Origin of the sequence: Tepidimonas sp., from assembly GCF_036825565.1 — a bacterium.
In the GTDB taxonomy this organism is placed as follows: domain Bacteria; phylum Pseudomonadota; class Gammaproteobacteria; order Burkholderiales; family Burkholderiaceae_C; genus Tepidimonas.
In genome coordinates this window covers 1-7,327 of the sequence record NZ_DAISXZ010000095.1, presented here as the reverse complement: position 1 = coordinate 7,327, position 7,327 = coordinate 1, and the positions used below count along the sequence as shown (strand labels likewise).

At 68.9% G+C, this 7,327-nt stretch carries 9 protein-coding genes and 1 tRNA gene; 7 read left to right on the top strand and 3 right to left on the bottom strand.

Features of this window, described 5'->3' with window-relative positions; genetic code table 11:
• From V7026_RS10550 to V7026_RS10535, 4 genes are all read left to right on the top strand, one after another.
• Nucleotides 1–693: ATP synthase beta subunit C-terminal domain-containing protein (locus V7026_RS10550; protein WP_443082354.1), on the top strand; the 693-nt coding region annotated here is incomplete at its 5' end.
• Between the two features lie 116 nt (nt 694–809).
• Nucleotides 810–1,226: a F0F1 ATP synthase subunit epsilon gene (locus V7026_RS10545; RefSeq protein WP_334155345.1), complete on the top strand. Its 417-nt coding sequence runs from the start codon at nt 810–812 to the stop codon at nt 1,224–1,226.
• Between the two features lie 206 nt (nt 1,227–1,432).
• On the top strand, nt 1,433–2,347 hold the full coding sequence (locus V7026_RS10540; protein ID WP_443082353.1) for a YheT family hydrolase: 915 nt from the start codon (nt 1,433–1,435) through the stop codon (nt 2,345–2,347).
• Nucleotides 2,348–2,384: 37 nt separating this feature from the next.
• Complete coding sequence (locus V7026_RS10535; RefSeq protein ID WP_334155344.1) at nt 2,385–2,951, top strand: DUF2946 family protein; 567 nt, start codon at nt 2,385–2,387, stop codon at nt 2,949–2,951.
• Here the strand turns inward: V7026_RS10535 and aroQ are convergent.
• Both aroQ and V7026_RS10525 read right to left on the bottom strand, forming a co-directional pair.
• Nucleotides 2,888–3,361 (bottom strand): type II 3-dehydroquinate dehydratase, encoded by a 474-nt coding sequence (aroQ, locus tag V7026_RS10530; protein ID WP_334155343.1) that lies wholly within the window; start codon nt 3,359–3,361, stop codon nt 2,888–2,890. The two genes, V7026_RS10535 and aroQ, sit on opposite strands and share 64 nt — an antisense overlap.
• Before the next feature lie 45 nt (nt 3,362–3,406).
• Nucleotides 3,407–3,916: a c-type cytochrome gene (locus V7026_RS10525; RefSeq protein WP_334155342.1), complete on the bottom strand. Its 510-nt coding sequence runs from the start codon at nt 3,914–3,916 to the stop codon at nt 3,407–3,409.
• 166 nt (nt 3,917–4,082) lie between these two features.
• Between V7026_RS10525 and V7026_RS10520 the strand changes: the two genes are divergently transcribed.
• Together V7026_RS10520 and V7026_RS10515 are read left to right on the top strand one after the other, a co-directional pair.
• A tRNA-Arg gene (locus tag V7026_RS10520) sits at nt 4,083–4,158 on the top strand.
• Between the two features lie 55 nt (nt 4,159–4,213).
• A complete protein-coding gene (locus tag V7026_RS10515) occupies nt 4,214–4,939 on the top strand; it encodes a GGDEF domain-containing protein (RefSeq protein WP_334155341.1) in 726 nt (241 codons plus the stop codon).
• 42 nt (nt 4,940–4,981) lie between these two features.
• On the opposite strand, the gene V7026_RS10510 is transcribed toward V7026_RS10515, so the two are convergent.
• On the bottom strand, nt 4,982–6,325 hold the full coding sequence (locus V7026_RS10510; protein WP_334155340.1) for a glutamine synthetase family protein: 1,344 nt from the start codon (nt 6,323–6,325) through the stop codon (nt 4,982–4,984).
• Between the two features lie 172 nt (nt 6,326–6,497).
• Here V7026_RS10510 and V7026_RS10505 point away from each other — a divergent pair.
• Nucleotides 6,498–7,327 (top strand): pyridoxal-phosphate dependent enzyme (locus tag V7026_RS10505; protein ID WP_334155339.1); only part of this gene is annotated, 830 nt, incomplete at its 3' end.

The window sequence follows — 7,327 nt, the reverse complement described above, 5'->3', positions numbered from 1 at the left end:
GACGAAGGCCGTGACGTGCTGTTCTTCGTGGACAACATCTACCGCTACACGCTGGCCGGTACCGAGGTGTCGGCGCTGCTGGGCCGCATGCCGTCGGCGGTGGGCTACCAGCCGACGCTGGCCGAGGAAATGGGCCGCCTGCAGGAGCGCATCACCTCCACCAAGGTCGGCTCCATCACGTCCATCCAGGCCGTGTACGTGCCCGCGGACGACCTGACCGACCCGTCGCCGGCCACCACCTTCGCGCACCTGGATGCGACCGTCGTGTTGTCGCGTGACATCGCCGCGCTCGGTATCTATCCGGCCGTGGACCCGCTGGACTCCACCAGCCGTCAGGTCGACCCGAACGTCGTGGGCGAAGAGCACTACAACACGACCCGCGCCGTGCAGGCGGTGCTGCAGCGCTACAAGGAGCTGCGCGACATCATCGCGATTCTGGGTATGGACGAACTGTCGCCGGAAGACAAGCTGGCCGTGGCGCGCGCGCGCAAGATCCAGCGCTTTTTGTCGCAGCCGTTCCACGTGGCCGAGGTGTTCACCGGTGCGCCTGGCAAGTACGTGCCGCTGAAGGAGACCATCCGCGGCTTCAAGATGATCGTCAACGGCGAGTGCGACCACCTGCCCGAACAGGCGTTCTACATGGTCGGCACGATCGACGACGCATTCGAGAAGGCCAAGAAGCTGGCCGGCTGATGCCCGACCCCCGAAGCGCCTGCGGCGTCTTCCCCAGGGGGGGCGCCTCCGGTGGTCCGGCATAGCCGGTTCGGTGGCGGCCCCCGATCGCCCGCGTCGCGCAAAGGAGATCTGTGATGAGTACCATTCAAGTGGAGGTAGTGAGCGCCGAAGAGTCCATCTTCAGTGGCTCCGCCAAATTCGTCGCCCTGCCGGGCGAGGCGGGCGAGCTGGGCATTCTGCCCGGCCACGTGCCGCTGATCACCCGCATCAAGCCCGGTGCCGTGCGCATCGAAAAGGCCGATGGGGCGGAGGAGTTCGTGTTCGTGGCGGGCGGCATCCTTGAGGTGCAGCCCAAGGTGGTGACGGTGCTGTCCGACACGGCCATCCGCGGCAAGGATCTGGACGAGGCCAAGGCAAGCGAAGCGTGCAAGGCTGCCGAAGAGGCGATCAAGAACGCCAAGAGCGAGGTGGACCTGGCCAGGGCGCAGTCGGAACTGGCCCTCATGGCCGCCCAGATCGCGGCCCTGCGCAAATTCCGCCAGAAGCGCTGAACCCTGTTGGCCCCGGCGCGTCCGGGGCGAACGCGATGCGGCCCGCGCCCCCTGTCGCTTCCGACACCGCCCCCCGGGGCGGTGTCGTCTTTTCGGGCCTTCCGTCGGTACCGGGCGGGGCGGGCGGCGGCTGGCCACGTCCCCCTGGCTGGCAGCGTAACGGCCATTGGCAGACGATTGGCGCGGCGCTGTGGGCGCGGCGTGGGATGGCGGTTCCGTTGGCGTGGCAGCGCGAGCGCTGGACCACGCCGGACGGCGATTTCATCGACGTCGATCACATCGTCCCACCGGGGGCGGTGGCGATGCTGGTGCTGTTTCACGGGCTGGAGGGTTCGTCGGCCAGCCACTATGCGCAGGCCTTCGCCGCCGAGGCCCAGCGCCGCGGCTGGGCGCTTGCCGTCCCGCATTTCCGCGGATGCTCGGGTGAGCCCAACCGTGCGCCGCGGGCCTACCACTCGGGGGATTTCGAGGAAATTGCGTGGATGCTGGCCCGCGTGGCGCAACGCTGGCCCGACTGGCCCCGCGTCGCGGTGGGGGTGTCGCTAGGCGGCAATGCCCTGCTGCGCTGGTTGCAGGAGGCTGGTGCCGGTGCCGCGGCGACCGTACAGGCGGCGGCGGCCATCTCGGCGCCGCTGGATCTGGCGGCGGCCGGCGCGGCCATCGACCGCGGCCTCAACCGCGTGCTCTACGCGCGCATGTTTTTGCGCACCATGCGCCGCAAGGCGCGGCAGAAGTGGGCGTGCTTCCCCGGCCTGTTCGATCTGGAGCGGGCGCTGTCGGCGCGGACACTGCGCGCTTTCGACGATGCGTTTACCGCGCCGCTGCACGGGTTTCGGGGTGTGGAGGACTATTGGCAGCGCGCATCGAGTCGGCCCCACCTGCACGCAGTGCGGGTGCCGACCCTGGTGCTCAATGCACGCAATGATCCCTTCGTGCCAGGGGAGAGTCTGCCGGATGCGGCGGAAGCGGGGCCGTATGTCCAACTGTGGCAGCCGGCCCTGGGCGGGCACGTGGGCTTTGCCGAACCGTGCGCTCCGTGGGATCTGCGGGGCGACGTCGCCGCGCTGCCGCAGCGGGTCATGCCGTGGCTGGCGGAGGCGGCGGGCTGGCCCGGGCGGTGACGCAATCGTCCCACGCAGAGCAGGAAGAGGTTCCGACATGGACGACATCGTCAAGGCGGCGATGGCCAAGTGGCCGAACGTGCCCGATTGTTACGGCTGGCTGGGGCTGGACGCGCGTGGGCGTTGGTGGATGCGGGACGACCGGGCCCAGGCGGCCGGCCCGTTCGCGGGGGAAGGGGCGACGCCCGTCAGCCGGGGGACGGAGCTGCGCCACGACAAGCTGATTGCCTTCATCGGCCGCAACTACGGGATGGACGGACAGGGGCAGTGGTTTTTTCAGAACGGGCCGCAGCGGGTTTATGTGGAGCTGGAGCTGACGCCGTGGGTGTGGCGCCTGGCGCCTGATGGCGGGGTGTTCAGCCACACGGGTGTGCCGGTGCAGGTGGGGGAGGCCTGGCTGGACGAGGCCGGGCGTCTGTATCTGGCCGGCGCAATGGGCCTTGGCGTGGTCCACACGCAGGACATGCACCTGGCGGCGGAAGCGGTGGAATCGGGCCGCTGGGTGCCGCAGCCGTGTCGGGCGGCGGAGTTGCCGGCGCGTTACGGCTTCGTGCCCAGCCCCGCGGCAACGCGGCGGGCCAGCGCATCGAGCGCGAGCCGATAACCCTCGTACCCGAAGCCGATGATGCTGCCCGCGGCCACCGGCGCAATCCACGAGTGGTGCCGGAAGGCCTCCCGGGCGTGCACATTGGAGAGGTGGACTTCGATCACCGGCATGGGCGAGACGCCCATAATAGCGTCGTGCAGCGCGATCGAGGTGTGGGTGTAGGCACCGGGGTTGAACACCACGCCGATGGCCTGGCCCGTGCGGTGCAGCGCGCCCCAGGCGTGGAGGTGATCGATCAGCACCCCCTCGTGGTTGCTTTGCGCCGTCTCGACGGTCAGACCCAGGTGCGCGCCGTGTTCACGACAGCGGGCCTCGAGGTCGGCCAGTGTATCGGTCCCATACACACCGGGCTCCCGTGTGCCCAGCAGGTTGAGGTTGGGGCCGTTGAGGACCAGGACTCGGGTCATGGCGGGGCGGGCGATGACGGGCGCGTCGTTGGCGTTCTGCTGCGGTTACTTGGACTCGGCCGCGGGCGCTGCCGGTTCGGTGAAGTTGGCGCCGCCCTGGTTGGCCAAGTAGACCACGGCACGGGCGATCTCGATGTCGCGGAACGCGCCGCCACCTTGAGCGCCCATCGCGCCCTTGCCCTTGAGGGCGGCGTTGACGAGCGTGTCATACCCCTGGGCGATGCGCGGGGCCCAAGCGGCCTTGTCGCCGAGCTTGGGGGCGCCAACCAGTCCGGCCTCGTGGCAGGCGGCGCACTGCGCCTTGTACACGTCGGCGCCGGCGGCCAGCGGGCGGTTGGCGTCGCGCAGCTCGACCGTGCCGACCTTCTGGATGCGCTGGGCAGTGGCGAGTTCGGGGTTGACCGCGCCGGCCTGGGGCTTGTCGGCCTTGGTCACGTAAAACACCAGCCCGATGATCAGGAACACCGGAACGACGAACGCGAAGAAGGCCGTCCACCACAGTTGCTTCGGGGTCTTGATCGGCCCGGTGTGATTGTCGTGCGCGTGCTCGCTCATGGTGTCCCTTTGGAGGCGTGTAGCGGAGATCCGGTTGCCCGCGGCGCGGGGCGCCATGCGGAGCATGGGGGGTTGCCTAACTCGAACATTATATCGAGGGGTTTCCGGGGGGCTGGCCGCGCGGCCGCCGCGCGGGCGGCGGGCTGATAGAATGTGCGCCTGGACTGCGGCTGTAGCTCAGTGGATAGAGTATCGGCCTCCGAAGCCGAGGGTCGTGGGTTCGATCCCCGCCAGCCGCGCCAAGTCTCACAACCTCCTTCGAGTGCGACCGCCGCGCGCGGCCGAGGAGTTAGGCGCGTGGGGATCCGGTTTGCCGTCGGCCAGTTGGAGGCGCTGCTGCGCAGCTTGCCCGATCCGGCGTTTGTGCTGAGTGCCTCCGGGCGCTACGTCGCGGTGTTCGGTGGCACCGACACGCGCTATTACCACGACGGCAGTCCGCTGGTCGGCCGCACGCTGCATGAGGTGTTGGTGCCGGCGCGGGCCGAAGGCTTTCTCGCCGACATTCGGGCCGCGCTGCGCGACGGCGGCCTGCGCATCGTCGAGTACGAACTCAGCAACCGCGATGTGCTCGGCCTGTCGGATGTCGGGCCGGCCGAGCCGATCTGGTTCGAGGGCTGCATCACGCCGCTGCCTTTCACCGTGGATGGCGAGGCGGTGGTGCTGTGGGTGGCCAGCAACATCACGCACCGGCGCCAGTTGCAGGAGCGGCTGCGCGCGCTTAGCGAGACCGACGAGCTGACCGGGCTGGCCAACCGGCGCCGATTCCTTGCCGAGCTGCAGGCGTGTTTCGACGCCTTTGCGCGCTACGGCCAGCCGGCGGCGCTGCTGTACTTCGATCTGGACCGCTTCAAGGCGATCAACGACCAACTGGGCCACGGGCGTGGCGACGCGGCGCTGCGCGCGGCGGTCAGCGTTGGCTGCGCGGCGTGCGAGTCGCAGGACGCCAGCGGCGCCGACCTGGTGCGGCGTGCGGGCGCGGCGCTGTATCGCGTCAAGCGCGCCCGCCGCGCCGCCGTCGTCTGACTTGGACCCACCGTCGCGCGAACGCCGGTTTGCAGGGCGACTTCAGACGCTCAGCAGCAGAAAGCGGCGCTCCCACGGGCTGATGACGTCGAAGTATTCGCGGTACTCGGCCTCTTTGATGGCGGCGTAGGTGCGCAGAAAATGTTTGCCGAACAGTTCGGCCAGCGGCTCGCAGGCCAGCAGGCGGTCGATGGCATCGTCCAGGTGCCGCGGCAACTGGTGGGGCTGTTCGTAGGCACTGCCGGTGAGCGGCTCGGTGGGCTGCAGGCGCTCGCGCATGCCCAGGTAGCCGCAGGCCAGGCTGGCCGCGATGGCCAGGTAAGGGTTGACGTCCACGCCGGCCAGGCGGTTTTCAACACGCCGCGCCTGCGGCGGCGAGTGCGGCACGCGCAGGCCGCAGGTGCGGTTGTCGTAACCCCAGCTCAGGTTGATGGGGGCGGCAGTGTAGCGCGACAGGCGCCGGTAGCTGTTGATGTAGGGCGCAAAGAAGGCCATCGCCGCGGGCAAATAGGTCTGCAGCCCGCCGATGAAGTGAAAAAAGGCGGGGGACGGCGAGCCGTCGGCCTGGCTGAAGACGTTGTGCCCGCTGGCGCCGTCGATGACGCTTTGGTGGATATGCATGGCGCTGCCCGGCTGCCCCTGCATGGGCTTGGCCATGAAGGTGGCGTACATGCGGTGGCGGATCGCCACTTCGCGCACGGTGCGCTTGAACAGGAACACCTGGTCGGCCAGGGCCAGCGGCTCGCCATGGTCCAGATTGATTTCCATCTGGGCGGTGCCCATCTCGTGGATCAGGGTGTCGAGTTGCAGGCCCTGCGCCTCGCACCAGTCGTAGATGACGTCGAAGATGTCGTCGTATTCGTTGACGGCGTCGATGGAAAAGCTCTGCATTCCGGCCTCGGTCCGGCGGGTGCGGCCGATCGGGGGTTTGAGGGGGATGTCCTCGTCGGGCTCGACCTCGACCAGGTAGAACTCCATCTCGGGTGCCACGATGGGCTGCAGGCCCTCGCGCGCGGAGAGCGAGAGAATGCGACGCAGCACGTTGCGCGGTGCCAGTTCGGCTGCGGTGCCGTCGAAGTGCACGCAGTCGTGGATGATTTGGGCGGTGGGTTCCTTGGCCCAGGGGACGATGCGCAGCGTGGACGGATCGGGCACCAGCCGCATGTCGGGGTCCGAGACGGGGGTGAAGTCCTGCTCCGGATAGTCGCCGGTGACGGTCATGGTCAGCACGGCTTCCGGGAGCCGCAGTCCGACGGCAGGGTCGTATTTGTGGCGCGGCACGATCTTGCCGCGGGCCTGGCCGGTCATGTCTGGGATCAGGCATTCGACTTCGGTGATGCGGCGCTCGTCGAGCCACTGTTGGATGCGTTGGACGTCGTCGTTCATGGGCGCAGAGGCGTCTGGGCGTGGCCGCCAGTATGCGGCGATGACGGCGCGGGTGTGGTGCCAGCCACCGCGGTGGGGGCGGCTCCATTGCGCAGCGTCCGGCGACAATCGCGGGACGATTGCGGGTCTGTCACGGGCGTCGCGCCCGTCTTGTTTTTGGAGGGGTTTTGGCATGATCGGTTTGCCCGACATCGAAGCCGCGGCCGAGCGGCTGGCGGGCCAGGTGCTGGCCACGCCGTGTCTGGAGTCGCGCACCTTGTCGCAGATTACCGGGGCGCAGGTCTTCCTCAAGTTCGAGAACCTGCAGTACACGGCATCGTTCAAGGAGCGCGGGGCTTGCAACAAGCTGGCGCAGCTCACGCCACAGGAGCGCAAGCGGGGCGTGATCGCCATGTCGGCCGGCAACCATGCGCAAGGGGTGGCCTACCACGCCCAGCGTCTGGGGTTGCGCGCGGTGATCGTGATGCCGCGCTTCACCCCCGGGGTGAAGGTGGAGCGTACGCGCGGCTTCGGCGCCGAGGTGGTGCTGCACGGCGACACGCTGGAGGAAGCGCGCGCCCATGCCCGGGCGCTGGCGGCCGAGCAGGGCCTGACCTTCGTTCACCCGTACGACGACGATACCATCATCGCTGGCCAGGGGACGATCGGGCTGGAGATGCTGCGCGCCCAGCCGGATTTGGATGTGCTGGCGATTGCCGTCGGCGGGGGCGGTCTGATCGGCGGCGTGGCGGTGGCGGCCAAGGCGCTCAAACCCGACATCGAGGTGATCGGCGTGCAGACGCGGCGCTTTCCGGCCATGGTCAACGCGGTGACCGGCAGCCACTGGCCGCAAGGCACGAACACGATCGCCGAGGGCATTGCCGTGGGCAGCCCTGGGGAGCACAACCTGGCCTTGGCGCGGCGCTATGTGGACGACTGGCTGTTGGTGGACGAGGCGGACATCGAGCAGGCCATCGTGATGCTGCTCGAGATTGAGAAGACCCTGGTCGAGGGGGCGGGGGC

Coding starts and splice junctions, on each gene's coding strand:
- aroQ (WP_334155343.1), bottom strand. CDS start 3,361: ATGACCCGAGTCCTGGTCCTCAACGGCCCCAACCTCAACCTGCTGGGC.
- V7026_RS10525 (WP_334155342.1), bottom strand. CDS start 3,916: ATGAGCGAGCACGCGCACGACAATCACACCGGGCCGATCAAGACCCCG.
- V7026_RS10545 (WP_334155345.1), top strand. CDS start 810: ATGAGTACCATTCAAGTGGAGGTAGTGAGCGCCGAAGAGTCCATCTTC.
- V7026_RS10510 (WP_334155340.1), bottom strand. CDS start 6,325: ATGAACGACGACGTCCAACGCATCCAACAGTGGCTCGACGAGCGCCGC.
- V7026_RS10535 (WP_334155344.1), top strand. CDS start 2,385: ATGGACGACATCGTCAAGGCGGCGATGGCCAAGTGGCCGAACGTGCCC.
- V7026_RS10540 (WP_443082353.1), top strand. CDS start 1,433: ATGGCGGTTCCGTTGGCGTGGCAGCGCGAGCGCTGGACCACGCCGGAC.